Origin of the sequence: Bosea sp. RAC05 (assembly GCF_001713455.1) — a bacterium.
Lineage (GTDB): Bacteria > Pseudomonadota > Alphaproteobacteria > Rhizobiales > Beijerinckiaceae > Allobosea.
On the sequence record NZ_CP016463.1, the window covers coordinates 29,129 to 54,471 of the forward strand.

Sequence of the window (25,343 nt, forward strand, 5' to 3'; positions counted from 1 at the left end):
TTTTCGTGATTTGGCTCGAAGCCGATCAGCGCACCTGGGCAGGCGCCGTCGGTGCGGGAGCGGCCGGCGCAGGGGCCGCCTTGGACGCGGCGCCCGATCCGTTCACCGAAGCGACGAGCGTATCGATGGCGTTATCGCCGCCGGTGAAGCCGGCCTCGCTCAGAACACGGTCCAGGACCGGCTTGTTGGCCTGATAGGTGAGCAGCTGTCCGGCCAAGCCTTCGCCCGTCCCGACGCCGCTCGCACCGCCATCGCCGTTCCCGCGGCCCAGCATGCCGCCGGTGTCGAAGATACGGATCTCCTTGATGTTCTCGATCGGCTTCACAGCCTGGGCGATGGCCTCCGGAACGATCCGGATGCGCTCGCGCGCCAGCTCGAAGCTGATGACGTTGTCGCCGATCGCGTTCTTCGCAGTGTTGATGGCGGTCAGCGCCTCGGCCTCGGCCAGGCCCTTCTCGCGGATACCCGTCGCCTCGGTCTTGGCCGCATTCGCGTTGGCACTCGCGATGGTCTCGATCGCTTCAGCGCGGCTCTGGGCAGCCTCCTTCTCCGCGGTCGCAGCGACCGTCACCGCAGTCGCCTGCGTCTCGGCTTCCTGCTGGGCGGCGATGACGGCGATGCGCTTGGTGCGGTCGGCGATCTCGACGGCTTTGGCCGTGGCGACCTTTTCCTCCGCCGCAACCGCGAGCGCACGAGCCTCGTCAGCCTTGGCCCTGGCGCGCGATTCTTCTTCGCTCTTCTCCGAGATCGCGATGTCGCGCTCCTGTGCGGCGATGCGAACCTCGCGCTCGGCATTGATCTGAGCGCTCTCCCTCACCCGGCGCGCATCGGCTTCACGCTCGGCGACCGTCCGCTCGGAGTTGATCCGGGCCTCTTCCTCGGCCTGCCGGGCCTCGGCTTCCTTCTGGGCGACCTCCGACCGGGTCTTGGAAGTGGCGTTGGCGATGTCGCGCTTCTGATTGAGCGTCGCTTCCGTCTGCTGCTTTTCCAGCCCGAGTTTCAGCTCCGTTGCCTCGCGATCCTTCTCGGCGATCGAGACTTCGGTGTCGCGCTTCACCTCGTTGCGCTCCTTGCGGCGCTGTTCGGAGATGCGCGTCAGAGCGGTCAGGCCTTCGGCGTCGAACACGTTCGTCTCGTTGAAGAACCGGATGTCGGTCTGATCGAGGCGCGTCAGTGAGACGCTTTCGAGCTCCAGGCCGTTCGACTGCAGGTCGGCAGCAACTGCCTCCTGGACGGCCTTCACGAAATCGGTCCGCTTCTCCTGGAGATCGCTGAGAGTGATCGTCGCAGCCGCCGAGCGCAGTGCGTCGATGAACTTGGCCTCGATCAGCTGACGCAGCTCGTCGGCGTCGTTGGTGCGATCGCCCAGGGTCTGGGCTGCCAGCGCGATCGAGCCGGCTTCCGGCTGGACGCGGACGTAGAACTCGGCGCCGATATCGACACGCAGCCGATCCTTGGTGATCAGGGCGTCGGACTCGCCACGACGGACCTCGAGGCGAAGCGTGTTCAGGTTGACGCTCGCGACCGAGTGGAAGATCGGCAGCACGATCGCACCGCCGTCGAGTACGACCTTCTTGCCGCCGAGACCGGTGCGCACGAATGCCGTGTCGCGCGTCGAGCGCTTGTAGAGCATCGCCAGGATGAAGCCGATGCCGAGGATGGCAACGAGCGTGATGAATGCGGGAATGAGAATGCCGATGGTCATGATGGGCCCTGGTTGGTGTCAGTTGATGTTGATGAAGTCAGCGGGAAGCGCGGCCGCGAAGAAGGTGCCCCCGTCTCGGTCGACGAGAATGACCTTCGCGTTGGTTGGGATATCCGCCTGGCCCTGCGCGGCCTTTGTTGGCAGGAAATGCCAGTTGCCGTGGTTGTCGAGCACGCGGACACGCCCTGCCGATCCCTGATCGAGCGGCCCGAGCGTGACCACGGCATGCCGGCCGACCAGCAGGTCGAGCGAAACGACATATGTCTCGTCACGCGGGATGATTGCGGCGATGCCGCGTGAGGCGAGCTTCGACAGCGGAACAGCAATGGTGGCCGCGCAGATCGCGACGATTGCCGTCGGCAAATTGATCGCCTGAGCCAGCAGGAAGCTCTGGAGAACGAAGCCTGTGGCTGAAAACGCGGCCAGGAAGGCGATGATCAGGACGAGGAGAGGCACGCGGCCGGGATTGACCCAGCTCATGAGAGCACCCGCCAAGCTGTCGCCGAAATCGACGTCGATGTCGGGGTCGCCTGCCTTCAGGGCGGAAAAACCCAGCAGCACAGCCAAGCCCTCGAAAAGGACGAGGCCGAGCATGACCATCGCGGCGACCGCGAAGGGCTGATACTCGGGTTGAAGGAGGGCTTCGAAGTCGGTCAGTGCCATGCGACGATCTCGTATGTTGCGTCAGTGTCGATGAAGGCGAGGAAGTTGGTGTCGAGCACGCGCACCAGGCGCATCGTGCCGCCGGGCATCATGCCGCCGGCGAGCTGCTGGCCGCGGTCGAGGAAGGCTTCTGCTTCAGACTGCACCGCGCGCCCCTCGGGGTTGTCGGTGCGCGCGTAGATGCGCCACATCGGCGCGCTCTCATCGATTGTGTGCCCGGCGCGGGCCAGGGCGGCGAAAGCCTCTCCGAAACGAGACCAGACCAACGGATCGCTGGCCTCCCGAGGCAGCCAGATGCCGATCGGAAAGCGAAGCTCCTTGGCGAAGGACTTGAGACCTTCCATCCACGGCAGAAGCCGCACGATGCTAGCGACGGATTTGTGTGCCGTCATCGCCATGGCCTCAGACTGGGTCGGGTCGCCCAACATGCCCTGCGGGTCGCTCATGCAGCGCTGGAAGAAGATCGCATCCGCCAGAACGCGGCAGTCCGTCTCGTTCGACGCGATGATCGCGTTCGCCAGGACAGCGATGTGCTCGGCGTGGTCACGGCCGCCGACTTCGCCGAGCAGTGGCGTCAGTCGAACCGTCTGAAGCGTGATGGCCTCGCCGCCCCGGTAAGACAGCGCACCGCCCGTTCTGACATGCCGACGCATGAAGGGGACGGGATCGTCGAGAACGAGCCCGCCATCCAAGACGAAGCTGTAGTCGCGTATCCCGACCAGAACCTCGGGCGAATCCGAACGGATGAACCAGCCCGGAAGCGCCGGGAGAGCCGTGTACGTGTTGGTGAACTCGATGCCGTCGATGATCGAGCCGATCGAACCCGATCCGGTATCCAGAACCGCCCAGTCACCCTCGCGACCGATCAGGCTGTCGGTATCCGTCACCATGAGATCGTCGATCTTGGGAAATTCGGTCGCTGGGATGCGATCCTCGCCGATATCTGGAAACGCACCGAGGGCGGCAAGCTCATGCAGTGCAAACCCGGGCACTTCAGGCTCATCGCCGATGATCTGGAAGGCCAGGATCGGCGTGGCTTCGCGGTAGGTCAAAACGGCACGGATGGGCCCGAGGAACCGATTCAGTTTTCGCTTTGCTTCACCCATATCCATTCCTTTGAAGTCGGAGCATCAAGGTCGAATACGATCAGCAAATCAATCCTTGGGGACGGCACTATCCACGGCGATGATCCCCTTTCGACAATGTGTACGGGGATTGCCGGGCCGGAAGTTTAGGCGCCGGCCAATCCGCAATTCATGGGTGAGCCTAGAAAGCCACACGGCTCGATAGGATTGAATAAACTGTATCCTTTCCTAATGCGCGGCATCGAGTTGTGATCCATAGATTGTTCTGCGATCCATGGAGGTCATAAGCCCCAATCATTGGTGGCAGCAAAAGCTGGAAAGAACTGATGGATATGGCCATGGCCGGTGAAGGTCCCGGCGACAGATCTGCTGTCGGTGTGTCCGCCGGCTTGGCCGCTGCGGCCGAGCTGACGGCCATTGAGGCGTTTTCTGGTGCGGGTGGCATGTCTCTCGGGCTCTTGCAGGCTCACATTTCCGTCCGGCACGCCTTCGATCTCGACACGAATGCGATCGCGACCTATCGGCATAACATCGGCGATCACGCCGCCGTCGCCGACGCGCGATCCCTTCGCGGATCTGATTTGCTCCGCAATGCCGGGCTCACCGAAGTCGACATTCTCAGCGGCGGGCCGCCATGCCAGGGCTTCTCGAAGCAGAGGCGGGGCGCCCATCTTGTCGCAGACGGACGAAACGATTTGGTGAGGGAGTACGCGCGGCTCGTGAGGGAGGTCGCGCCACGAGCCTTCCTCTTTGAGAACGTGTTGGCTTTCGGTCAGAAACGGGGGCGCGAGCTCATCGACTATGTCGACGACCAGCTTCCGGACTATCGCATCTATCGGTTCTTCACCTCGGCACTCGACTTCGGACTTGCCCAACGTCGGGGGCGCTTTCTGATGATCGGGGTCCGAAAGGACGTCTCGGCAATCGTGCCGCTTCTTCAAAAGTCGCCGAACCAGGCAACCGTGCGCATGGCGATAGGCGACCTGCCGCCGCCGCCCGACGACTATTCAGAGCATCCCGATTACCCAAATCATGCGCGATCCAAAGTCGGAGCGCTGAATGAAGAGCGGTTCCGGCACGTGCCTCCAGGCGGAGGCTGGTTCGATATTCCGCCGCATCTGAGGCTCGACTGCCACTCCGAGCTGGCTGGCGCCATCAGTGGTGGATGGCCAGACGTCTACGGTCGGCTCGAATGGACATCTCAAGCCGGGACCATCACTGCAGGCTTTGACTCGTTCACGCGCGGCCGGTTCGGTCATCCAGAACAGCACCGCCCGATCACCTTGAGGGAGGGAGCCAGGTTGCAGGGGTTCCCGGATGGCTTTCGCTTCCTCGGGTCACGCGCCCAGGTACGGCTCCAGATCGGCAACGCGGTCCCGCCTCCCCTTGCCCGCGCTGCCGGCGAGGCGCTGAAGCGGGTTCTCACGGGCGACGGACGGGTCCCGCAGCGGGCGCTGTTTCCGGATGAAGCCAGGTAGACCTGGCGGTCAAGGAGCAGGGGCCGGAGCTGTGCTCAGGGCCTCTCGCAGCTCCTTCAGGTGGCGGTAGGCTGTCCACCCCTTCGGAGTGAGCCAGATATAGCCGTTGGCGCTGTGCGAGACGAGGAAGCCCTGGCCCTCCTTGCCCATTTTCATGGTCGTCGCGGCGACCCAGCCATGCGACTTCCGAGCCTTCCAGGCGACATCCTTGCTGACGGCACTGCCGGTCCAGTACGTGGACGCGATGTAGCCCAGCGCCAGGACGAGGTTCTGCCGCGGCTCGGCCATCGCTTCGAGAACTTCGATGTCTTCCGCGGTCAGGTCTTGGCCTGCGGCTTCCTTCTCGAAGTAGATCCGTCGCTTGATGAGATCGCTCATCCCCGTCGACATGGGGAAGCCCATACCCATCAGAGCATTGCGCATGCGCGGGCCGGTCGAGACGTCGGGAATGCCGAGCTCAGAGCGCATTCGTTCGATCTCGGTGGCCGGCATGCCGCGGCTGTTTTCGATCAGGCTGTGGCTTTGCTCGGTCAGGTGCCGGGCTGCTTCCAGCGTCCCGGTCACCGACATCATGGCCAACGCGCCGTCGGCGTCAAAGCATGTCGAACGGCCACACCAAGGGCTGGCGGGATCCTGATCGAACGTCTTGCCCTCATCGACTGCATGGATGAGGTCGCGGCCAAACCGGATGTGTTCCATAGCTTGGTCGTGGTTGAACCCGAGCACCCATTCCTTCGACTGCCCATCCCGGCGCCCCTTCTTGGCGTCCATACGTGACGCGAGTGCCCCCTCGACGTAGTCCGGGGTGATCTCGTGGATGCCGGTGCGGGTGACGATACGATTGGGCAAGGTGGTTCAGCCTCCCATGCCGGGCTGGGGGAACTCTTCGATGTAGGACGTCACCACTCGCTGGAAGAATGGCAGGTCCCAGAAGTTGTCGACGCCTTCCGGGCACTCGGCGTCATAGTGGCGGCCGCCAAGAACAATCCACTCATGTGTCCCGGACGAAAAATCGCAAGCCTGTGCCATGGCGCTCGCATCAGTCCAGGACATGCCGAGCGGGGGCTGCACGGAAGGCCAGCCCTTGGAGAGCAGCACCTCGTCGAAGGCAACCGGCTGGTCATCCTCGTCATGCGTCATGAACTGGTCGACGCCGACCTCGCTGAGCCCGAGACGGTAAGCTTCCTGCACGCCGCCGAGCCGTTCATAGACGGTGGAGACGAAATCAGAGCAGCAACCGTAGGCGCCCTCGCCGCGATTGATCGCGCTGGCATCGGTCCCGGGCGCATCGGCCAGCCATCGAGCCAGTTCCGCGCGGATCGCCTCGACGAGCTTCTGCTCGGCAGCATTGTCCATGACGTCTCTCCACTCTCGGGCTTTCGCCGCCAGACTGGGCCGGCCGCCCGAAAGTCAAAAACCGCTCGATCACTCGGCAGCAATCGCGAAGGGATTCGCCTTGGCCGGCAGCGCACTGTCGGCGCGGCGGAGGTCATCGAGAACAGCGACACCCCCGCGAGCCACGCTGGTCCAGACCTGCACGGCATCGGCGCCGGCCGCCAGCATGGCGGCGAGGTCGGAACCGGTGCGGATGCCACCGACGCCGATGATGGCAGCCGTTGGCGCGCGATCGCGGATGTAGCCCACCATCCACCGCGACAGTTCCGCCAGCGCAGGACCGCTGTAGCTGCCGGCCACCTGGCTGGCATCGATCGAAGGGGTCGCAACCGACGATCCGAGCAGATGATGCCCTGTTGCAGGGACAGCGTTGCAGGCGATGAAGCCATCGGCACCGGCGCCCAGGAACTCCTCGATCATTCCGTCGAGCGCTTCTTCGCGGCGCGTGGGGTCGAGTTTGACGAGAATAGGCTTCTCCTTCGCGCCAAAACGCAGATTCTTGATCTCGCGGACGTGTCCCGAGAGCGCCGACTTGATCAGATTGGTGTTCGGGCAGAACGCGTTGATCGTGAAGAAGTCGACATGGGGGTAGAGCGTCGAGCCCAGTGTCCGCATCTCCTCGCCGCGGCCGTCAGGAGAGAACACGTTGGCGCCGATGCAGGCGACCTGGTCGCCGGGCGATGCCCGGAACGCCGCGAGGTTCGCAGCGAACGCTTCAAGGCCAACGCTGGGAAGTCCGAGGTCATGAACCAGCGCATCGTCTCCGACCCGCCACATGCGCTTGCCAGACGTCCCCGAGCGCGGCTTCAGCGTGACCGTACCGGCTTCGATGAAGCCAAAGCCGAGCCGGCTGAAACCAGCGAGATTGTCGCCGTTCCTGTCGGCGCCCGCTGCCAGGCCGATCCGATTGGATACAGGCATTCCCAGCAGGCGATGGTCGCCGCCGGCGATGTCGGCGCCACTCTCCTTCAGCAGCGCCTTGACCGAAAGCTGGTAGGCCATCTCGGCCGGCAAGAAAGGGATCAGTCTCTTCAGCATGGTGCTCTCGGTGGAAAATGGATCATCGCCGAAAGCCTGACGGCAACTCGACTCCTTGCGACGATCTTTGTCCGCCAAAAAGGATTGTTCAAGGATTATCGCCGCCGATCAGCACTCGTTCCACCGGAGACTGATTGGTCATTCCCGTATCTACCGAGGCCGATCAGGCAGCCCGGCGATTTGGCTGGATTGCATTCCAGACAGCAAATGCCTGAGCAAGCTGGCGGCTGGGAAGCCGTAGATAGGTTCGATACAGCCGCTGACCGCGCCGGTCATGGATGCATTCGGATGTCGTCCTGAACTGCCCGCCGAGCCGGCCGCAGTTTTCGGCGATCCACGCCACTTCATCAGGGAAGACGTGCGAAATAGCGCGCTGCTGCGACCGTGCTGCAGACCATGCACGGTAGCCAAGATCGACCACCGGTGTGCCGGGCTTTGGGATGAGCAGAGGATTCTCGGTCAAGAATGCGCGCAAAGCCTCGGCCTCGGTTGCATCGGTGAAGAAGGCAGCGAGCTCGATGAAGCGATCTGGAGACCCGGGGCAATCTTCAAGAGCAGCAGCATCCGTATGTGTCAGATCCCACGCTCCGCGGCTGACATGAGATCGACACCAGTACCGGATCGGATCCCAGAATGCGCTGAGCGGCGTCTCGCTGTGCCGCCAGCCCAGAGCGACCATGTGCTGACCGGCGCCGGCGATGCGCTTGCATGAGCCGAGGCCGGGACCAGTCGTGAACTCGATCTGCCCTCCAAACTGCTTCTCGAACAACTCGGCCGCCGGCAGGTCGCGGAACACCACGACGCCGGGCCCATGTCGGGTTCCGGTCAGATAGTGCCACTCGGTGGTCAGATGAGCCGCACACCATTCCTGAACGACCAGGAAGGCCGGGCCCTGGAAACCCATCTCGCGGGAATGGGTGAAGAACCGATCGAAATCAAAGCGGATCAGGTAGGGGAAATCAGTCTCGAACAGGGCCTCGAACTGAGCCAGCGTCTCCTGAGTCAGATCGCCATAGCCGGGATTGCCGTAGAGCTTCCGGCACAGCACGTCGAAGCGGGTCTCCCTGTCCATCTCGGCACCTCCGGACGATTCGTCGCCACGAACGAAATCGTCACTCCTTTGCGACAACGAATCAATTGCATCGCTAGCCGGTGCTTGAGTTCTTTGTGGATCGCCAGATCAGTTTGCCTGGCCTTGACGTCATCGGATTGCGAATCGTTTGGTGGATTGCGATCCTTTTGATCTTGCTGTTGCGAGCCGTGGAATGCGACGGATTGGCTGAACAGGAGTGGCATCCATGCCCGTCAAATTCGATCATTCCACCTTTGCCATCCAGGCGGCTGAGTTCGTTGCGCCGCTGCGTGTCGCCAAGGGATCGACGAGGGTACCGATCGAGGATCTCAGCGCCGATCTGATTGCTGCCCTGCAGCGGGTTGGCTGGGATGTGGACGGGATCACGGTCAAGTTCCGTACCGACGGGCGGGACGGTTGCGTGTTCAGGGCCGTGCAGTCGATTTCCGGTATCACGGAAGGCGGGCCGTTTCGCCTCAGGTTCGGAACGCCCCAGCACAAGCGTGGCGGCACCCACGTTCTCACGGGGCTGGACTTCGCCACGATCCCACCAGGTCTGCAGGTCCAGTACGAGTGCGATGGCAGCGGCCCGTCGGCCTATGTCTATGTCGGCGACAACTGGCCCGCGGACGGCGACGAGTTCCTCTCAACCATCAAGGTCAATTCGAAGCTCAATGGCCAGCCGCGCACCTATCTTCGATACAGCGGCCAGCGCGGCGGCCGCATCCCGCATGATGACGATCTCGGGCGTGAGTACGCGCCGCTTCCCGGCGAGCCGCTTTCGCTGAGCCTGTCGGATGTCGAGAACCGCATCCGCGATTTCGTCATGGCACTCATCGCTCGCCTCGATGCGATGCCGGCGGCCGCCGGCTTCGACGATGTCGACATTGAGGGTGACGCAAACCTGCGCAGGCTCGCCAAGGTCGAGCGCGTTCCAGCTCCAGTCGATTTTCCGGTCCTCTACGGCTGGATCGACCTCGATAAGGCCTACACGATCCTGGGGCACGGGGAAGAGCAGGGCCGCGGCCCTATCCTCTCTGGGACCGGGCTGCGCTTCGTCAGCTATGGCGATAACGTCAAGGTTCCAGAGAGAGCTCATGATGGCTTCTGCTACGCCGCGCGCACGTGGTCGCCGCGGGCCGGTCATCCGCTGGTCCCACGCGATAACGTAGCAATCCCTGTTGAGATCCGCTTGAAATGGCTCAACGACATCTTCGTCTTCGATGGCGACGCCTATGACCGCGCCACCCAGGCAACTCATCTGATGCTGGTCGAAACCGGTCGGAAAGCCATGAAGCAGGAAGAATACAATGCCTGCGTCCAGGCCCATGCCGATACGATGGTGAGCGCGGTCGACTATGACGGCAGCTATGCCAACCCGGTCTACCTCATCGGCCGCGAGATCCATTCTGACGAAGCCCAGTTGCTGACGGGTCGCACGGAGGTGAAGATCGACGGCCGCCACGTCACGACCGAGATGGTCGAAGCGTCCAGCGGCCGCAGCTTCACGCTCTATGGTCCGACCATCTTTTTCCCGGATGGCATTCAGCGCGCACGGCGCTACAGCGCCGAGATCGACTTCCTGTTCCAGGGCGCTCATGGTCGCGTCAGCGCAAGCCAGGACGACCCTGTCGGGGCGACCGCCTGATCATCCGGTTTCCTTCAGCGCGGGCATGTCGGTCCGCGGCCCGACCACGTCGTGCTCACTCGCCCGGCAGCGGGCACCTGCTGCCCGGCTGAAGCCCTTTCTGCCTGACCTCTTCGCAAAGCTGGCGAATTTCGGGTGTGGCGGATCTGCGGGCGTCGTCCAGGGCATGTTGCCGGGTTCGGCTCCGCCAGGCATCCTCAACGAAGATGCCCGTAATCAACGCTGTCACACCGATTGCCATCCCCACCATGAGAGACGACAGGGGGCCGGGCTTGGGGGATCGGAACACCCGCCGAAGGATGAAGGATCCGAGGAAGAACGCGGCCATTACGAAAGCCCCTGAGGCTGCGCCAACCAAGAGCGTTTGAATCACTGGCATTCACCTTTCATGGGTGGGCTTGGGGCGCCCATCACTGTCCGCGGTCATCTCGCTATCGAATCGCGCAACGCGGCAGGCGGCCATCTCCGGCCTGAAAGCGCATGAACTCCAGCTGGAGTGCCCTGGAACCTCAAAAAATGCTGAGGATAACTAGCCGGCCCGCTTGGGCTCTGGCTGAAGCAGGCTTGCTGCCCTTCGAAAAAGAGATCGAGAAGGATGCCGCCACTCAAACACAGGAGGTTGCAATGGCAGAACCTAAGGCAGGCGCCGCGAGCGTCGTCACCGCAAAGCAGATCGCGGCAATGCTCGCCGAGAAGCACGAGCTCTCGAAGAAGCAGGCCGAGGCCCTCGTCTCCGACACGTTCGGCCTCGTCGTCTCGAACCTGATTGGCGGCAGCAAGGTTCGCGTTGCCGGGCTCGGAACGCTCCAGGTCAAGGACAAGCCGGCCCGTACCGCGCGAAACCCCGCCACGGGCGCGACGATCCAGGTCGCAGCCAGCAAGAAGGTCTCCTTCACCGTCGCCAAGGAGCTGAAGGAGACGATCTGACACGATCTGACGGGTCATGGCAGATCGTGACGCGTTATGACATCGCCTGACGCGATGTGACACCCTGGCGGCCGTTGTCGCTTTCCTGCCGCCAGGGTTCACTCCATGAATGATCTCAGTCCGGCATGGGCAAGATGACCTTGAAAGGCTGCGCGAGAGTTGTCTGCGGGGCAATTGCGCTCCCTTCGCCCTGACGCTGCATGCCAGGACGGGATGGCCGATCGTCGGCTTATGCCTCGGGACGGCCCCTGACGGCGACGCACCGTTTCATCTCCTCTGCCGCGCACCTGACGGGCGCCTCGTCGATGCAGCTGGTCATCAGTCCGAGGACACAGCTCTCCGCCAGTTTGACATGGGTGGGCGCCGGCACCTCGTGGTGCGCGACTTCGCACCCTTCGAGGTCGCGCGTCGCTTTCGGCGGGATCCGCGTATCGCTCGCGCGATCGAGGCCGCATTAGGCCAGCTGGTCCCTGATCTGAACCTCGCGCTATCCACCAAGGATTGTGCTTTGCCCTTGTCATCAGATTGCATGCTCGTTCCCGCTGCATGATAGGATCAGGATCTTCCAAGGTTCAGGATCGAGCATGCATATCCAGGTCAGGCCGCAATACTCGTTCGCCGTCGGCTATCTGGCCATCGGGGCAGTGCTCTACAGCTTTCTGGCCTCAGGCATCTTCAGCCTCAGCCTGCCCTGGCTCGTTGCCTGGATGGTTGCCTGGCCGGTCCTTCTTGCTCTGAAGACGGTCAAGGCTGCCTTCGTCCTGGCTGGGGTCGCATGCGGCGTCGCCGGCGTCTTATCGCTCGTGAAAGGACGCCGGGGCTCGGCCGGAATTCTACTGGCGATTGCCGCAATCCTGGTGCTGGTCGTTTGAAGGTCGAACCGATGACTCCGGGCTGGGACACACTTGCTGCCGGGACATGGAACGTCGCCAAACGGGTCCTGCAGGCATCCGTTTTGGCGATCCTCCTGCTTTACGTCTTCCAGCGGTACTTCGTGTTTCCAAGGCACGTCTCGGCGGCCATCAATGGCGAGCCAGGGGCCATGCTTGGCGCAGAACTGATCACCGTTACGACCGCAGATGGCGAGCGCCTGGTCGCGTACTGGCGCGCTCCTGAAAGCGGAATGCCCGTCATCGTCACCTTCCATGGCAACGCGTCCTCACCGATTCCGCATGCTCAGCGCTTTTCGACACCACCCTGGTCGACCTATGGCTGGGGCTTTCTCACGATTGCCTATCGTGGCTACCCTGGGTCGACGGGCTCGCCGTCCCAGGTCGGGCTGCTCGCCGATGGTCAGGCAGCGCTTGCCTATGTCACAGCAAAGGCGCCCGACAATCCGGTGGTGCTCCATGGGCATTCGCTCGGGACAGGCGTCGCACTCGCCGTGGCAATGCAGGCGAAGCCGAAGGCCATCATCCTCGAGGCTGCTTACACGTCCCTGGTGGCCGCGGCCGCGACCAAAATCCCGCTTCTACCCTATCTGATGTGGGATCGATTCCCTGCCTCGGAATGGATCAAGTCGGTCGATGCGCCTATCGAAATTGTCCACGGGGACACCGACACCATCATACCGATACAGATCGGGCGCGAGCTCGCCAGTCTCAATACGGCCGCTGTGTTCACGTCGGTTCCAGGCGCAGATCATGTATCCGTCTTTGGAAGTCAGGATATCCGCATCGAGTCTCAGTTGCGGTCATTGATCCCCGCCAGTCGCTGGGACTTCCGAGGCAACAGGACGACGCCGCTGATCAACCGGCTCGACGAGTTCCCTGCTCCGGCTTCCACCCGGAAGCAGAAGCCAATGCCATAGGAATAGCAGTCCAAATCTGGCGCTATCTCCTCGCCCAATTTCCCGCTTTCGTATTCGCGGCGTAACCTCTCGGCGCATAGGAGATTGTCATGAGCAGCCCGAAGACCCTTCACTTCCTCGCGATGTCCGGCGCAGGCGCCAATGTCGAACATGCCCCCTGTTTCCCTGGCCTCGACGAGCTCAAGGAATGGCTGTTCGCCTACGCGGCTGAAGCCTATCGGTCCGAGTTCAATGCCGACTTCGAGTCGGCCTATGACGTCGTCGAAGGCGACAAGGATGACAGGTGGCGCGCAACAGCCGAGTGGGCAGTTCACCGCGGCCGCGAGGAGTGGTTCATCGCCGAGCGCTCGTTCGCCAGCGTCGATGCCAACGGGTCGGCGCTTTCCCCCCAGGCGATCGTCACGACCCTCGACGAGCGGTATCTCGAAGATCTTCGCGCCCCAACCCCCGCAATCTGACATGGCGAAGTCGAAGTACGTCGAAGGGCTTGGCAACGTCGTTGTCGAGACGCTGGGGAACACGGCTCACTCGACGAAAATCAGTGTTTCCGTCCTGAACCAGGGCAAGGTCGCCAGCGCGGCCTCTTTCGTCGTTCTCCTCGATGAGGACCTGCAGCCGCGACTGAGGCGTGTTCAGGAACCCTACGCGGCGACGCCGTCCGGTCTTGCCCTGTGCGCCTCGCTCGCCCAGGAGTTTCTGGATGAGGAAGTGACGGCGCGCTTCTTCCTGATGCTCGGGCGCATTGAGATGGATCTCGGCGGTCTTCGGCGAGAGAAAGAAGCAGTCGAGCGCGGCGCAACACCGCTGGCCAGCGTCACCTCTCGTATCGAGCAGCTCGAACGGGCTCGGGGCATGCTGAAGAAGTGGTCTGATGCACCGTCCGTGAAGACGTTGCCTCGACACTTCGGGCCGAGCTGTCCGGCATCCCTCGGGTTCTCGACGCAGGCGATGGCGGATCCACTGGAGGTTCTTCAGGCCGACCGCGTCATATCGGTTCCCAACGATGCCGCTCTTCTGACGGTCTCTGCCCTGGCGAAGGCGTCGCATGGGGACGGGCGTAATGTCATCGGCTTCTCGTACAGGAACGACCCCGTGGGCGGTGGCCAGATGGGCCTGTACGATGGTCTGACCCGGACTGACTCGCGCTTTGAGCCATGGGTCTACTCGGCCGGGTCACTGTCTCGCGTGCTCAGAGAGGGTGGGATCACCGATCGCGACCTCGCAATCGTCGAGACCACGATACCTGTCGTCGATCAGGCGCATGCGTTCCTGAGCCGCCTCGAAACCATGGGCGTCGATCCGACGGTCATCGTGATCGAGGCTTCTGAACTTCGCATCGGCAAGGCCTCGCAACTGCTGGCCGCCTATGAGCGACGGCCAACCGAGGAGCTTTTCCTCAATGAGGTCGAGCGCCGTCTGGCTGAAGCACCTGCTTTGACGCTCGGTGACTACGTCTCGATCGTCGACGTCGTTGCCGGCCGCTACGGCATGGATGTCGATGAGGCGTTCGAGACGTTTCGCCGTGAACGCGGTGACGCCTACAGCATCCATCCCGTCGAGCGGTCTGGACCCGGCTTCTGATTTCAGGGGCTCGGGCTGGCCTGCTGAAGCAGCGCGGCCATACGGTCCTTTAGCTCGTCGAGCTCCATCATCTTGGCGCGCAGGCGCTCTACATCGGCATCACGGAGATCGCGGTCATCCTCGATCAGCTCCTGGATCTGGTCGGCGCCCCGCTGGATCGTCAGGACAGCCATATCGATGGCCGTAACGGCATTCGTCGAGTACCCGTGAGACTTGTTCGGGAGGAGAAGATGCCCGATCGCATCGAGGCCCTCCTGGAAAGCCTGCAACTCCCAGAGGGCGTCCAGCGTCTCACGGTCCAAGCGATCGCTCGTGTTGGTTCGCAGCGGACCTTCCGTGGTCAGCCATTGGCTGAAATCCGAGGACACCCAGTCGCCGCCTTCGCGATGCTGCAGGACGCCCGCAAGGGGAGGAAGTTCGATGGCGCGACCATCGCTGTGGTCATATCGCCGGCTGCCGCAGCCGAGCCCTTGCAGAGAGATCAAGTCATAGGTGGCCTTGCTGTCGCCTTCCGCACTCTTGCGAGCCAAGTCGGACAAAATCGCCACAAGATCGTCGATGTCTGCCTGCTTGTCGGTTCGGCTATAGCGCGACGAGAGCATTTTCTCGAAGCTCGATCGATGAACGACGGAAATGCCGAGCACCTCTGTGACAGGCTTCGTTTGCCCGAGATGGGCAGACAGCCGGTCGATGGGATAGGCCAGCCCGCTGCCGCTGAAATCGGTCGCAGTCGCGAAAGCCTGATCCCAGCTCGATGCCCCTGCCATCTCGACGAACGCCTTGACCGAAAGCTGTCCCTTCACCGGAACGACATCGCCGGTATCGCCCATCTTCCCATAGATCGGCAGGCTCGCCGGCTCGAACAGGCCTGTCGGATGATGAGGTCGGACAGCCAGGCCCGTGACTGCGTCGGGATAGCCGCCGGTGCGGCGCTGGAGCATGATCGCGACGATCGGGTCGCCCTGCTTCAGCGTGACACCGGTGACGGGATCGACAACATTGAACAGGCCCATCATCAATCCTTTGATTGTCGCATCTGGTACGGACGAACCGATAACCAATCCTAGAATGTGAGCATGCATCGCGCAAAAGAATCGGGATAAGCCTGATCTGGTCAGACCCGTTTGCTGGTTTGTTTCGTGGCTTCGGCTATTCTCGGCGCAAGTCCAGTCCGGAGATAGCGCAGTGTCTGCATCCGACGATTCCGAAGGCCCGCGTCTGCACGGGCTTTTGCCGTTGGTCAGGGATGACCAGTCGGCCGTTGGCATCCGGTTCGGATTGCCGGGTGACGAGGCCGAGCCTATTCGGACGGTCGCCGAGCTGCCGGATGTGAGCCTCGTGCTGCGCGTTTTCGATTACGCCACCGAGATGAGGGGATGGCAGGCTGCCTCGCGCACTCATATCGGCAACGCTGTCGCCTATTCGGATGCACCAGCCGAGCTCGGTCTGAGCTTTTGCATCGAGGCGCGTTTTGACATCCCGTCCATGCCAGGTGACGACATCGACGCCACCATCCCGGCCATCGACGGCCTGACTGGCAAACCGGTCACCGCTGAAACCATCGAGAAGCTCCGGCTCTCCTGTTCGTCATCCGTCGGGAAGCACGTCACCGCGGTCGCGGACAGAAAGGCCCGCCAGGCAACGAAGGACTTCTGGGCCCCTGAACTGGCCGTGATGAAGGGCCCCAAGATTCACGCCCATCTCAGCCCGTTCGATCAGGACGTCAAAGCTCTGAAGTTCGAGCTCGCAACCCGATCCTACCATCATCGCTGGGAGGGTATCGTCGAGAAGGGCGAGGCCGGCGCGACCGTCACCATTTGGCCGGTCGTCATGCCTCGGTTCGATCAGGACATTCAGGATGCCTGGCGCGATCTGGTCCGGTCCGCGGGCTGGGATCCGGATGAGCGTGTCATGAAGCGACGCTTCGCTGAAATCGGTCAGGAACAGGCTGATATCATCGTTGCGGCGGCCGAGAGCCTCGAAGTTCCACGGCGTCAGCTGCAGGAAAGGCAGTCAGCTCGTGAAGACGTCGCCAAGGTGCTGGTCGACCGCGACCTGGTGCGCGTCACCACGCGCATGCTGCGTGGTTGCCCCGTCGTGTGCGGGATCTCGGGCGATCCGGCATCCCAGTGGAATACGCGCAGTCGCAGGTCGTCGGTCGTTGCAGGTTCCCGCGTGCGGGAGGCGGTTCGCGCCGGCGTCATCGTGCCGGTCTGGTGGCAGCCCAGGTGGAAGGTTGTCGACAGGATCACGATGAATTCCATCGAGACGATCGTGTTCGCCTTGACCGAGACCGGGGCTGCGATCGCCAGGAATGACCTCGAAGCAGCTGCCAGAACGATCAAGAGGGATGCAGAGGTCGGCCGTTGGTGGCTCGGCACTCTTCACGGCAAGGATGACTGGGCTCCAGAGCCCGACCCGTCCGAGTTCGCCCGTTTCGTTCCCGAGGAGCTTCTGGTCGAGACAGCTTCTGCAATCGATCTGGCCCTGGAGACGGAGCGCTTCCCGCGCAAGCTCTCTGAGTCTGGCAGCCTCGCTTTCGCAGCTGCCTGTGTGGCTACCGGCCGGGCCCAGGTTTCGGATCGGGCCATCGTCCCGCAGATCGCCAACGCGCCGCGGCCGTAAGTCTGCTCGCCACCAGCATCAGACCGGCACCACCAGCACCCCAGCAGCCCGGCTGAATTCTGTTCAGGACCCGGAACGGCCAGTCTGCTGTCGATGCTGCTGGGTTCGGGGCAACCCGAGCGTCCCCGACACCAGTGTCGCCAGAAGGCGCCTGCTGATCCTCATCTGCGCAAGCGGGGGAACGATGGTGTCGCGGATCCACGGAAGGATCCGGAAGTCAGACTGGTAGAACGGCGTGAAAGCGGTGCTCGCCGCCTGATACAGCGCAACATGCAGTCTGCGCTGCCGATGGTACGAGGTCAGGGCCGAAGGGATGTCGGTCTCCGACTGCATGGCAGACGCAAGCGCACATGCGTCCAGCAGGGCCATGTTGACCCCCTGCCCCAGTTGCGGGCTCGTCGAGTGGGCTGCGTCCCCGACGCGCACGAGGGGCCTGTCACGCACAGGCCTGGCTGTGTGGTGACGGTACCGCGCGAGATGCAGTTGGCCGGGAGATCGGATTTGGCTCAGCAGGCTGATCGTCTCCGGCCATAGCTCCATCACTTGGTACTTCCAGGCATCCAGACCATCGTCGAGACCGTTTCCCTGGGTGTCCGGCTTCAGGCTCCAGAAGAAGGCCGCGTGGTTGTCATCACCGGCATGGCGCCTGCCGATCGGCATGACCCCGACCATCCGGCCCGCGCCGCGATAGCGTTGCTCCAGCGCGCGCGGATCGAAGCCGGAATTTGGCCAGAGAAGCGTTGCCCAGAGCGCGCCATAGGGCAGCAGTCGCCCTGCGCCAGAGGGAAGGAGCGGCGATCGACTTCCCAGTGCATCGACAACCAGATCGAACGGCCCATGGCTTCGGCCCTGGCTGTCCAAGATGGCGACACGGCTATCGGCCAGCTTCGTGGTGCGGTCGACATTGACGCCAAGCTCGATCGGGATGCCGGCGTCGATGGCAGCTTGGTGCAGGACGCCAAAAATGGCGGACCGATGTACGGCGACCCCTTGATCGCCCGTGGCGTTGTCTGAATACGCGACATCGAGAACGACGCGCCCCATCTCGGCACGACCGAACAGCCGATCAATTGGCTGACCGAGTTCCTTGATCCTGGTCGCCAGCCCGAGCTCTTCGAGCGCCATCAGGCCGGCGGGCTGTAGGATCAGACCGGACCCGACAGCGGTGGCCGCCTCAAAGCGCTCGAAGATGCGGGGGCTGAAGCCTGCCTGGTGTAGAGCCAGTGCGGTGGAAAGCCCCGCCGGACCGCATCCCAGGATAGCAATCTCGACAGCTTTGTTCATGCAGCCCGAATCTTCCATGCGGACCCGGACGCGTCCGAGCGGAATGAAGGTTGGCCTGTTCGATAGTCCTTTGTCACGCTCAAGGATTGAACCAGATAGATCGCATTCGATCTGTTTCCATGTGCGCTCATCGTTTTTGGGGATAGGCGCCGGTACTTGGTCGCTATGGCCCTCACTTTCTTGCAGCAGGATCGGCTATGGTGATGCCTCGACGGGAAGGAGCGCTCCATGAAAGTCGCCGTGGTGAAGGCCGAGAGCATGCAGGCAGCCGGGCGCCTCGATGCGCCTTATGCGATCGCCCTGTCGGATGAGATGAAGCGTCTCGGCGTCGAGGAGAAGCCAGGCAACGTCCGGATCGCCATCCAGTCTATCCGCGATCGCGACATCGAGACTAAGGCCCGCGCCCGGGCCCTCCGCGATCAGGCGGCTGCGCTCGTCGATCAGGCACGCGAGCTCGACGTTGAAGCCAGCATGACGTTCCCGATCCGCTAGCACATGTTGTTTGTTGGTTTCAGGCTAACAAGAGACGATTACGGCTCAATGATTGGAATCGGAAGCGATCGCCTCGATGGCTGAGCCCAAGATCAAGCTGACCTTCGCTGAACTCGCATTGCTCGACTGGCTCTGCGAGCCCGGCCCGGCGCGCCGCCTTTTCACCTTTCATGCATACATTCGCAGCGGAGGTTCGCTGAATTTCTATGATCTGTCCGAGCCCAACGAGGAGGGTAAGCGGACGCCGAACATGATCCAGGACAGGGAAGTCCTGCACCAGCTTCACCTTCGGTTCGGTCGCGAGAATTTCCCGACGACGAACCTTTTGCGGGCGAAGTTTCTGAGCAGCTGGCACAGCTTGGGACACCATGGCCAAGGAGGAAAGTCTTCATACGAAAAGCTCATCGACCAGCTGACCAGAAATCCGTTTCATTACTCAGACAATATATATGCACCCAGTAAAGAAGGTCGTCTATACTGGACTAACACAGGCAAAGCCGAATTGCAAAGGCTGCGGGAACAGCAGCGCAACCAGCGCGAAAGCGTTGCCCGTACCATCGTCATCGGCGCGACCGATTACGTCGAGCTCTCTCTCGACGCTGATATGCGCAAGGCATTCCCCGCGAGCTTTCCTCTGCCGTTGCCGAAGCGGCGGTACCGGCGCGCCTATGCCACCGCGGAGGTCGTCAAGGAGACGGCGAGCCGGCTCTACCTGACCAACCTCAAGCAGATCCCTGGCGGGCAGGTCAGCTACACCAACAACCCAGTCGAAGGGCGTGAGCCCAACCTGTATATTCCGCGCGAGGCTGTCCTGCTCGATTACGCGACGCCAGCGGCGATCCGCGCCCTGAGGGCTCTCGATGAGGAGCACGTCGAGAGCCAGCAGCAGGCACTGCGGTCGGCTTTCGATCAGATGCTGCCGATCCTCCAGGCGCTCGATTCCAGGCTGGCTCAGCAGGCTGCTATGCGCGACGACATGCTGCGAGAGACGCTCGCCCGCTTCGCGCCGGCCGCAGACCAGCCGGCAGATGATCCGCAGCCTGACGAGCCGGGATCAAAGCCATGAAGGCGCAGGTGGGAGCAATGGTCGAAGACGTCCGCTGGATGGCGGTCCGGCGCTTCTCGGAAACACTCTCGAAGGAGCAGGTCGCTCTGCTGTCCGCGCTCGTTGAGACGACCAGCCAGCCAGGCGACTTCCTTCGCGAAGTGCTCGACCACAATGTCCAGACGGCTGCAGCGCAAAGGCGCCCTACCAAGATCCGCTTGCTTGAGGCCGTCGTGACCTATGCGCTTGGTCGCCAGACGTCCGCGGTCATGACGGCGGCCGAGAAGCTGGCGGAAGCCTGGCCGGAACTGTTTTATGACGACCGGGAGCGCCTGCTCGACATGGTCGAAGCAGCCTTCGACGATGGCAACGTGGGCGCCGACATGGACTCCAGGGTCTGGGACGGCGTGCTCGTCATGGGTGGTCGAGCATCGCGCCATGTCGACCAGGGGCCTTCCCGCGGCTTCTGACGCCGGCCTTCTCGCCCGCGAGACTTGCATCGTCGTCCCTAAGCGAAGAAGTTGCCCGCTGTAACAGTGGGGGCGATCGCAGGGTCGCGCTGTGTATGCGTGATTGCAGACTTGCGAATTCAGGGTCGGGGGCTTTGCCTTGAGCGACCTCGACCAGCAACAGGTCGGGTCTCCTGAGACTGGCGAAGATGCCGAGACTTTCGGTCTGTCGGTTAGGATAGCCGAAGCACTGCTGTTCGCTTCCGCGACCCCCCTCAAGCTCGACGACCTTGCAAAGTCGCTTCCGGCTGGCATCGATGCGCAGGCCGTCGTCGACCACTTGGTGGATCACTACAGCACCCGGGGCGTGAACCTGCGGCCTCTGGCTGGCGGCTATGCCTTCAGAACCTCGGCCGACCTTGGCTACCTGCTCCAGGCCGACCAGCCCGCGCCCAGGAGGCTCTCGCGCGCTGCTCTCGAAGTGCTGGCCATCATCGCCTATCATCAGCCGGTGACGCGCGCCGAGATCGAAGAGATACGCGGCGTCTCGACGGCCAAGGGGACGCTCGACAACCTGCTGGAAGCGGGATGGGTGCGCTTACGCGGCCGCAGGCGCAGTCCCGGTCGGCCCGTGACATTCGGAACGACGCCGAACTTCCTGGACCACTTCGGGCTCGATCGGATCGACGACCTGCCTGGCCTCGAGGAGCTGCAGGGCGTCAACCTGGGGAAAACCCGCATCAGCCGGGATCTATCCATCCCCCTGCCCGACGACGACCCCGATCTGAGAGAAGACGAGGATCCACTGGATGATCTCTTCGCCCCGCTTGATCCGGGAGACCCGGATCCGCCAGCCTGATCACATCGTCATCGCAGGCGCCGGAAGTGGAATGGGCCCCGGCGCATCGCGCAACGCCCGCACCAGGTCGCGGATCAGGAGGACGCTCGCCTTCTGCCGCACCGACTGATGCTCCACGGCTTCGAGTTCGCCCCGATCGTCATAGACCTCGGTGCTGACACAGATGCCGAAGGGCCCGGACTGGATGTAGACGGGGCTGCGCGTGCCGTCGGGGTCGACCAGAGAGAGCGTGTCATCGCTGGAGTAATCGCCATCCGCGGTCAGATCCTGCAGCGTCCAGCCGGCGAGCCCCCATCGCGGCATCGCATCCCGAACGTAGTGGGCGACGACATCGGTGATGGTGGAATAGTTCGCCATGGAGCTGCTCGCCTCAGTGCGGGGATGGGGTCGTAGGTTCGGCCTCTGCCAGGCGCTCAAGCACCGGCATCGTCAAAGCGATGGCCTTCCTGAAGGCCTCGTTGATCGCCACGCGCTCGTCCCCGGTCGGATAGGGATTGCCCTTCCAGCGCGGGCCGGCATAGCGATCCATCTCGACACCCTGGACGAGGTAGTCGCTGCGGCCGCCCTTGGCTGCGATCGCATCGAAGACCACGCACTCAAAGGCGCGCGCGAACATTTCTGTCGGCCGCTTCCAGTACTCGCCCGAGGAGCCGCACAGCGCATTGGCCTCAGCCATATAGGAGCTCTCGCCGACGTCGCCGGGAACCTCCGGCCGGGCGATGAACTCGGTCCGGATCTTGGTCAGCCGCGCAATCCGGAACTTCTGCTCGGATAGCCAGGCGAGCATCTTGCCTTCGAACTTGCTGTCGAGCCGCCCACCACCACGCGCCTTGAAGTCGGCGAGGTGCTTCTCCTGCTCGTCGAGCTGCGCATTCATCAGCTCCAGACGGGTATCGAAGTGGGCGACCTGTTCGTCGCGGGTCCGCCGGCGCGAGCGCAGCGTCGTCATCACCTCGTCCCAGGCCTGCGCAGCGTCCGCGCCCAAACCGCCCAGCGACGAGGCCCTGGACTTGCTCCAGCTGTACCAGCCAGACAGCGAATGGACGTCGCCTTTGGTCACGCCTTCGAAGCCGGCCTCCCCCAGGAGGTGGTCGAGGGCATGACCAACCTCATGGGCAAGAGCCCCTGCGCCAGTCATTTTGCTCAAATTGATGACAATTCTGGTCGGTTCGTAGTGAGCTGGCCGACCATTGCCACGGGATCCGAATGCCAGTGCCAGGCGCCCGCCCAGGCTCAGCAAGCGATCGGGGATATCGAGAGCGACCGCCATGTCGCGAAGCGCGTCATAGGCGTGATCCAGAACGAGCTGGCGCTCGCCGTCCGGCAGCCATTCGCCAAACTCGACGCCGCGGAAACCGAACTGCTCGGTGAAGGCTTCAGGCGTGATGGGCACGCCGTTGCGATAGTCCTCCAGCCCGCTGCGATCGATCTTGTCGATGCGCTCGCGGTACATCGGCGGCGATTTGGGCTTGTCCTTCTTCGCCTCAGCCGCGGTGGAGTGCACTTCTTTCAAGTGGGCGACGACACTGTCGTGGTCGGGCTTGCCCGAGACCAGGATGACGCCGGACTTCACCGCCATGAAGGCACCGCGCCCGTCAGCGGCGATGCGAACTCCCTTGAGCCAGGGCTCGACCTTGCTCGACGGGAAGCCGTCGGCGACCATCCGATTGGCCTTGGTGTGATCGGTCTGTGAAAGCTCGAACGGGTAGTGCCGGCGAGGCATGATCGTGAACAGCGTCGCGCGGATCTCGGGATCCTTCCAGCCGGCCTTCTCGTACCAGCCGAGCGCTGTCAGAATGGCTGAAGTCGCCCCCTTCACATCGTCGACTGTCCGGCACTGCTCCAGCGTGTCGCGAACCAGGCTCGTCGCCTTGATGAAATACGCATAGATCTGCTTGGGATCGGAGGGCTGGGAGGCCTTCTCGACCACGCAAGGCGTCACCGGCATGCGGTCGCGGACAATCTTGCGCAGCGCGAGTGCCATCGGATCAATCCCGTCTGCCGCCAGAGCAGCATAGTCGGGAACCGGCCAGATCAGATCCTTGGCAACGAACGCGACGGCTTCCTCGAGGCTGAGAGAGCCCAGGTCGTCGAGCGTCATCAGGCGATCGCGCCACATATCCTTGCGGGCGCCGCCGATCTTCTCGCCGAAATCGTCCAGGGTTCGCGTGCTCAAAGCCATTCCTCGATCCTCTCGATTCGAGGATATTGGTGGATGAGGATAGCCACAAACCGTCGGGCAGTAGTCACGCGATCGACTTGATCCTACAGTTTCCCGGTATCTGATCGACAGACTTGGTGATTGCGCGAGATCACTCGATTGTATCGAGATCGATCCGGGGCAGGAGGAAGACGATGAACGAAGCCGAGCACAAGCTCATCCAGGAACTGTCGCAGGTCACCGATCCGCTCATCAGCGCCCCGGCGGCGCCCCTGGGCACCCTTCTCTACGGCTATGACACCGAGCGGCGCACCTGGCACGTCTATCTTGATGACGAGATCCTGCACCTGCTGGTCTACCGGGGCGGAACCAAAGAGACGACCGAGCTGGTCGAGACCAGTCCCTCCGAGCTGCATCAGCTGCTGGGCCAGGACATCCGCGACAAGGCCTACCATGTGAGCGGTGCGAGCTTGCCGGCCTCGGCCATCGTTCCCAACAAGCGCCTCTATCCGGAAGCCTGTGATTTCGGCTTCTGCCGGTCGCTGATCCAGCTCGGCCAGTATCTCTCGTTCACGACATTCAACCCCGGGCGCGAGAGCATCCTGTTCCATGGCTGGACGGCGTCCGAGCTCAAGGCGAGCGCACCGGAGCGCGCGCCTGGAATGTGACGGGGCACTGCGATTTCCCGGGCAGCAGATAGGCAAACGGCTCTTTCTCTAACGGGTCGACCCGCCCTAAGAGCCTGTTTCGTCGCAGAGAATTCGACTCAATTAGCGACGCGGCACGATCCCTTTATCCAGGCGATCGTGCATGGCGACCCGGAACGCATCATAGACCTCGCGGATATCCGGACTTAGCCGCTGAAGAGCCGGGCCCGAGATGAAGTCCGGAACACCCCAGACTGGCTCGGCGATCGCTCCTGCGATGGCAGCCTGCGTGTCGGCGTCGTTGCCGAGAGCGATGGCGTTGCGGATCGCGTCTTCATAGGATGTCGCCTCGAACGCACAGGTCAGAGCCTCCGGGACGGAGTCGGGGCACTTCGTTTTGAACCGTGGATAATCGGCCTTGATCTCCGACCACGAACGAGAGAGATCATAACCGGTGATCTCGGCGACCTTCTTGCGAATATCCGCAAGCTCCCAGCCTTCGAGGGCCAGAAACACCGCAGAGGCCGTCGCCACGGCACCCTTGATGCCCTCGGGATCTCCATGGGAAGGAAGCGCGCTGCGCGTCGCCAGGTCGATGGCCTGCTCCAGCGTGCCGGCGAACCAGGCGACCGGGCTGACGCGCATGGCCGAGCCGTTTCCTGTCGAGAATGCCGGCTGGCGGGCGTCATCGAGAAGCCAGGCCTTGAAGGTGCGTGAGTAGCCGGCGTCGATATGCCGGCGACCGAATTCGACGAGGGCTTCACCGAAATCACGGCCGCGGAGGCAGGCATCGGCGATTGCTGCCGTCAGCACGGTGTCGTCGGAAAACGCCGAGTCGTCGGAAAAGAGATCGAACTCCTTGGTGTTGACCGGACGGACGAACTCATAGGGCTTGCCAATCACGTCCCCGCAGATCGCGCCGAGCATGATGTTTCTCCAGTCACGGACGAACGAATCGAATCTCCAGACGTTATCCACCAATAAGGATAGGGCAACGTTTCCTGCTGTCGCCGGCAGAGAATATGATTAACGAATCGTTTCCGGGTCGGGAGATCCTTGATGGCTGCGCATGACACCCCGGTCGCTCCTGAGAGCGAAGAGAAACTAGATGGACTGGCGCTGCTCTCGGGCCTCATGGCTCTGGCTACGTTCAGCTGGACGGTCGTTCCCATGCTGGCACTGGGTGTCTTCGCCGCAATCGGGCTCGCTTTCGGCGAAATCGAACTGGTTCTCGGGGTGGGCGGGTTGATCAAGCAGCATGCCTGGGCGGTTGCTGGGTCGCTTGGGCTGATGTCCGTGGCCTCCGCGATGGCCGTCTGTTTCGTCGCGGGCGCCACTCGATAAGCATTTGGCATCTGAGGTCACCATGCTTCTGGATC

General features: G+C 62.8%; 26 protein-coding genes. 14 read left to right on the forward strand and 12 right to left on the reverse strand.

Features of this window, described 5'->3' with window-relative positions:
* Positions 1-25 precede the first annotated feature (25 nt).
* Genes BSY19_RS00170 through BSY19_RS00180 form a run of 3 tightly spaced genes read right to left on the reverse strand, consistent with a single transcriptional unit; the run spans position 26 to position 3,474 of the window.
* Positions 26-1,705: a flotillin family protein gene (locus tag BSY19_RS00170; protein ID WP_069052293.1), complete on the reverse strand. Its 1,680-nt coding sequence runs from the start codon at positions 1,703-1,705 to the stop codon at positions 26-28.
* Positions 1,706-1,723: 18 nt separating this feature from the next.
* Entirely contained in the window at positions 1,724-2,368 is a 645-nt protein-coding gene (locus BSY19_RS00175; RefSeq protein ID WP_069052294.1) for an OB-fold-containig protein, read from the reverse strand.
* Entirely contained in the window at positions 2,359-3,474 is a 1,116-nt protein-coding gene (locus BSY19_RS00180; RefSeq protein ID WP_150129315.1) for a hypothetical protein, read from the reverse strand. Before BSY19_RS00180 ends, BSY19_RS00175 begins: the two co-directional genes overlap by 10 nt.
* A gap of 305 nt (positions 3,475-3,779) precedes the next feature.
* On the opposite strand from BSY19_RS00180, the gene BSY19_RS00185 reads away from it, so the two are divergent.
* Positions 3,780-4,931 carry a DNA cytosine methyltransferase gene (locus tag BSY19_RS00185; protein WP_236840351.1) on the forward strand — a complete coding sequence of 384 codons (1,152 nt, stop codon included), beginning with the start codon at positions 3,780-3,782 and terminating at the stop codon, positions 4,929-4,931.
* A gap of 9 nt (positions 4,932-4,940) precedes the next feature.
* Here the strand turns inward: BSY19_RS00185 and BSY19_RS00190 are convergent, their stop codons facing one another.
* From BSY19_RS00190 to BSY19_RS00205, 4 genes are all read right to left on the reverse strand, one after another.
* Positions 4,941-5,780 (reverse strand): hypothetical protein, encoded by an 840-nt coding sequence (locus BSY19_RS00190; protein WP_069052296.1) that lies wholly within the window; start codon positions 5,778-5,780, stop codon positions 4,941-4,943.
* Between the two features lie 6 nt (positions 5,781-5,786).
* Positions 5,787-6,287 (reverse strand): hypothetical protein, encoded by a 501-nt coding sequence (locus BSY19_RS00195; protein ID WP_069052297.1) that lies wholly within the window; start codon positions 6,285-6,287, stop codon positions 5,787-5,789.
* 69 nt (positions 6,288-6,356) lie between these two features.
* Entirely contained in the window at positions 6,357-7,364 is a 1,008-nt protein-coding gene (locus BSY19_RS00200) for a beta/alpha barrel domain-containing protein (protein ID WP_069052298.1), read from the reverse strand.
* Between the two features lie 163 nt (positions 7,365-7,527).
* Positions 7,528-8,436, reverse strand: a complete 909-nt coding sequence (locus BSY19_RS00205) for a hypothetical protein (RefSeq protein ID WP_069052299.1) — start codon at positions 8,434-8,436, stop codon at positions 7,528-7,530.
* Between the two features lie 226 nt (positions 8,437-8,662).
* On the opposite strand from BSY19_RS00205, the gene BSY19_RS00210 reads away from it, so the two are divergent.
* The 6 genes from BSY19_RS00210 (at position 8,663) to BSY19_RS00240 (ending at position 14,402) form a co-directional block, all read left to right on the forward strand.
* Complete coding sequence (locus tag BSY19_RS00210) at positions 8,663-10,084, forward strand: hypothetical protein (protein WP_069052300.1); 1,422 nt, start codon at positions 8,663-8,665, stop codon at positions 10,082-10,084.
* A gap of 624 nt (positions 10,085-10,708) precedes the next feature.
* A complete protein-coding gene (locus tag BSY19_RS00220; RefSeq protein ID WP_069052302.1) occupies positions 10,709-11,011 on the forward strand; it encodes an HU family DNA-binding protein in 303 nt (100 codons plus the stop codon).
* 584 nt (positions 11,012-11,595) lie between these two features.
* Positions 11,596-11,883: a hypothetical protein gene (locus tag BSY19_RS00225; protein ID WP_069052303.1), complete on the forward strand. Its 288-nt coding sequence runs from the start codon at positions 11,596-11,598 to the stop codon at positions 11,881-11,883.
* Entirely contained in the window at positions 11,880-12,821 is a 942-nt protein-coding gene (locus tag BSY19_RS00230) for an alpha/beta hydrolase (RefSeq protein ID WP_150129317.1), read from the forward strand. Before BSY19_RS00225 ends, BSY19_RS00230 begins: the two co-directional genes overlap by 4 nt.
* Before the next feature lie 89 nt (positions 12,822-12,910).
* Positions 12,911-13,279 (forward strand): hypothetical protein, encoded by a 369-nt coding sequence (locus BSY19_RS00235; RefSeq protein WP_069052305.1) that lies wholly within the window; start codon positions 12,911-12,913, stop codon positions 13,277-13,279.
* Position 13,280: 1 nt separating this feature from the next.
* On the forward strand, positions 13,281-14,402 hold the full coding sequence (locus tag BSY19_RS00240; RefSeq protein ID WP_069052306.1) for a hypothetical protein: 1,122 nt from the start codon (positions 13,281-13,283) through the stop codon (positions 14,400-14,402).
* Between the two features lie 2 nt (positions 14,403-14,404).
* Here BSY19_RS00240 and BSY19_RS00245 read toward each other — a convergent pair whose 3' ends face one another.
* Positions 14,405-15,415 (reverse strand): hypothetical protein, encoded by a 1,011-nt coding sequence (locus tag BSY19_RS00245; protein WP_069052307.1) that lies wholly within the window; start codon positions 15,413-15,415, stop codon positions 14,405-14,407.
* Positions 15,416-15,587: 172 nt separating this feature from the next.
* Here BSY19_RS00245 and BSY19_RS00250 point away from each other — a divergent pair, with 172 nt between their 5' ends.
* On the forward strand, positions 15,588-17,027 hold the full coding sequence (locus tag BSY19_RS00250) for a hypothetical protein (protein WP_069052308.1): 1,440 nt from the start codon (positions 15,588-15,590) through the stop codon (positions 17,025-17,027).
* 63 nt (positions 17,028-17,090) lie between these two features.
* On the opposite strand, the gene BSY19_RS00255 is transcribed toward BSY19_RS00250, so the two are convergent.
* On the reverse strand, positions 17,091-18,311 hold the full coding sequence (locus tag BSY19_RS00255) for an FAD-dependent oxidoreductase (protein ID WP_069052309.1): 1,221 nt from the start codon (positions 18,309-18,311) through the stop codon (positions 17,091-17,093).
* Between the two features lie 228 nt (positions 18,312-18,539).
* Here BSY19_RS00255 and BSY19_RS00260 point away from each other — a divergent pair, with 228 nt between their 5' ends.
* The 4 genes from BSY19_RS00260 to scpB all read left to right on the forward strand — a co-directional run bounded on the left by BSY19_RS00260 (position 18,540) and on the right by scpB (position 21,156).
* Positions 18,540-18,803 (forward strand): hypothetical protein, encoded by a 264-nt coding sequence (locus tag BSY19_RS00260; RefSeq protein WP_069052310.1) that lies wholly within the window; start codon positions 18,540-18,542, stop codon positions 18,801-18,803.
* Between the two features lie 76 nt (positions 18,804-18,879).
* Entirely contained in the window at positions 18,880-19,869 is a 990-nt protein-coding gene (locus BSY19_RS00265) for a hypothetical protein (protein ID WP_069052311.1), read from the forward strand.
* Positions 19,866-20,318, forward strand: a complete 453-nt coding sequence (locus BSY19_RS00270; RefSeq protein WP_150129319.1) for a hypothetical protein — start codon at positions 19,866-19,868, stop codon at positions 20,316-20,318. Before BSY19_RS00265 ends, BSY19_RS00270 begins: the two co-directional genes overlap by 4 nt.
* Before the next feature lie 139 nt (positions 20,319-20,457).
* On the forward strand, positions 20,458-21,156 hold the full coding sequence (gene scpB / locus BSY19_RS00275) for an SMC-Scp complex subunit ScpB (protein WP_069052915.1): 699 nt from the start codon (positions 20,458-20,460) through the stop codon (positions 21,154-21,156).
* On the opposite strand, the gene BSY19_RS00280 is transcribed toward scpB, so the two are convergent.
* Positions 21,157-21,513 carry a hypothetical protein gene (locus BSY19_RS00280; RefSeq protein WP_069052313.1) on the reverse strand — a complete coding sequence of 119 codons (357 nt, stop codon included), beginning with the start codon at positions 21,511-21,513 and terminating at the stop codon, positions 21,157-21,159. It abuts the gene before it with no gap.
* A 13-nt stretch (positions 21,514-21,526) separates the two neighbouring features.
* A complete protein-coding gene (locus BSY19_RS00285; RefSeq protein WP_150129320.1) occupies positions 21,527-23,257 on the reverse strand; it encodes an LPD1 domain-containing protein in 1,731 nt (576 codons plus the stop codon).
* A gap of 254 nt (positions 23,258-23,511) precedes the next feature.
* Between BSY19_RS00285 and BSY19_RS00290 the strand changes: the two genes are divergently transcribed.
* Positions 23,512-23,985: a hypothetical protein gene (locus BSY19_RS00290; protein ID WP_069052315.1), complete on the forward strand. Its 474-nt coding sequence runs from the start codon at positions 23,512-23,514 to the stop codon at positions 23,983-23,985.
* Positions 23,986-24,087: 102 nt separating this feature from the next.
* Here the strand turns inward: BSY19_RS00290 and BSY19_RS00295 are convergent, their stop codons facing one another.
* A complete protein-coding gene (locus BSY19_RS00295) occupies positions 24,088-24,891 on the reverse strand; it encodes an ADP-ribosylglycohydrolase family protein (RefSeq protein ID WP_069052316.1) in 804 nt (267 codons plus the stop codon).
* A 132-nt stretch (positions 24,892-25,023) separates the two neighbouring features.
* On the opposite strand from BSY19_RS00295, the gene BSY19_RS00300 reads away from it, so the two are divergent.
* Positions 25,024-25,308, forward strand: coding sequence for a hypothetical protein (locus BSY19_RS00300; RefSeq protein WP_069052317.1), 285 nt, complete (start codon positions 25,024-25,026; stop codon positions 25,306-25,308).
* The last annotated feature ends 35 nt before the right edge of the window (positions 25,309-25,343 follow it).

Bases quoted from the DNA above. Each gene is read 5' to 3' on its own strand.
- BSY19_RS00170 (WP_069052293.1), bottom strand. From the start codon at position 1,705: ATGACCATCGGCATTCTCATTCCCGCATTCATCACGCTCGTTGCCATC.
- BSY19_RS00175 (WP_069052294.1), bottom strand. From the start codon at position 2,368: ATGGCACTGACCGACTTCGAAGCCCTCCTTCAACCCGAGTATCAGCCC.
- BSY19_RS00180 (WP_150129315.1), bottom strand. From the start codon at position 3,474: ATGGGTGAAGCAAAGCGAAAACTGAATCGGTTCCTCGGGCCCATCCGT.
- BSY19_RS00185 (WP_236840351.1), top strand. From the start codon at position 3,780: ATGGATATGGCCATGGCCGGTGAAGGTCCCGGCGACAGATCTGCTGTC.
- BSY19_RS00195 (WP_069052297.1), bottom strand. From the start codon at position 6,287: ATGGACAATGCTGCCGAGCAGAAGCTCGTCGAGGCGATCCGCGCGGAA.
- BSY19_RS00200 (WP_069052298.1), bottom strand. From the start codon at position 7,364: ATGCTGAAGAGACTGATCCCTTTCTTGCCGGCCGAGATGGCCTACCAG.
- BSY19_RS00205 (WP_069052299.1), bottom strand. From the start codon at position 8,436: ATGGACAGGGAGACCCGCTTCGACGTGCTGTGCCGGAAGCTCTACGGC.
- BSY19_RS00210 (WP_069052300.1), top strand. From the start codon at position 8,663: ATGCCCGTCAAATTCGATCATTCCACCTTTGCCATCCAGGCGGCTGAG.
- BSY19_RS00220 (WP_069052302.1), top strand. From the start codon at position 10,709: ATGGCAGAACCTAAGGCAGGCGCCGCGAGCGTCGTCACCGCAAAGCAG.
- BSY19_RS00225 (WP_069052303.1), top strand. From the start codon at position 11,596: ATGCATATCCAGGTCAGGCCGCAATACTCGTTCGCCGTCGGCTATCTG.
- BSY19_RS00235 (WP_069052305.1), top strand. From the start codon at position 12,911: ATGAGCAGCCCGAAGACCCTTCACTTCCTCGCGATGTCCGGCGCAGGC.
- BSY19_RS00240 (WP_069052306.1), top strand. From the start codon at position 13,281: ATGGCGAAGTCGAAGTACGTCGAAGGGCTTGGCAACGTCGTTGTCGAG.
- BSY19_RS00245 (WP_069052307.1), bottom strand. From the start codon at position 15,415: ATGGGCCTGTTCAATGTTGTCGATCCCGTCACCGGTGTCACGCTGAAG.
- BSY19_RS00255 (WP_069052309.1), bottom strand. From the start codon at position 18,311: ATGAACAAAGCTGTCGAGATTGCTATCCTGGGATGCGGTCCGGCGGGG.
- BSY19_RS00260 (WP_069052310.1), top strand. From the start codon at position 18,540: ATGAAAGTCGCCGTGGTGAAGGCCGAGAGCATGCAGGCAGCCGGGCGC.
- BSY19_RS00265 (WP_069052311.1), top strand. From the start codon at position 18,880: ATGGCTGAGCCCAAGATCAAGCTGACCTTCGCTGAACTCGCATTGCTC.
- BSY19_RS00270 (WP_150129319.1), top strand. From the start codon at position 19,866: ATGAAGGCGCAGGTGGGAGCAATGGTCGAAGACGTCCGCTGGATGGCG.
- BSY19_RS00280 (WP_069052313.1), bottom strand. From the start codon at position 21,513: ATGGCGAACTATTCCACCATCACCGATGTCGTCGCCCACTACGTTCGG.
- BSY19_RS00285 (WP_150129320.1), bottom strand. From the start codon at position 23,257: ATGACGCTCGACGACCTGGGCTCTCTCAGCCTCGAGGAAGCCGTCGCG.
- BSY19_RS00290 (WP_069052315.1), top strand. From the start codon at position 23,512: ATGAACGAAGCCGAGCACAAGCTCATCCAGGAACTGTCGCAGGTCACC.
- BSY19_RS00295 (WP_069052316.1), bottom strand. From the start codon at position 24,891: ATGCTCGGCGCGATCTGCGGGGACGTGATTGGCAAGCCCTATGAGTTC.
- BSY19_RS00300 (WP_069052317.1), top strand. From the start codon at position 25,024: ATGGCTGCGCATGACACCCCGGTCGCTCCTGAGAGCGAAGAGAAACTA.